We start from the raw sequence: 394 nt of genomic DNA, 5'->3' as shown, positions 1-394 counted from the left end.
GCCTGCAACCATGCACGCCGGGGCGTTTTGCATTCGATGTTCGAGACTGCGGCGCCCGGCAGCACGAAGGACGGGACGGCACGGCACACAACAAGGTACAGCCCAGGAGCTCCACAAAATGTCTGACAAACTCATCATTTTCGATACCACCTTGCGTGATGGCGAGCAGTCGCCCGGCGCCTCGATGACCCGCGAAGAGAAGATTCGCATCGCGCGCCAGCTGGAACGCCTGAGGGTCGATGTGATCGAGGCCGGCTTTGCGGCCAGCTCCAATGGTGACTTCGAAGCCATCCGCTCGATCGCCCAGGTGGTCAAGGATTCGACGATCTGCTCGCTGGCCCGCGCCAACGACAAGGACATCGCCCGCGCGGCGGAAGCGCTCAAGCCCGCCAAC

At 62.9% G+C, this 394-nt stretch carries 1 pseudogene; it reads left to right on the top strand.

Annotated elements, in window-relative coordinates:
* Positions 1–118: 118 nt before the first annotated feature.
* A pseudogene (locus AC1DM9_RS34575) lies at positions 119–394 on the top strand (2-isopropylmalate synthase); the annotation flags it as partial.

Source organism: Paenibacillus sp. 01T431 (genome assembly GCF_056398625.1).
The sequence above is the reverse complement of the archived record's forward strand: the minus strand, read 5'-3'. Positions and strand labels throughout refer to the sequence as shown.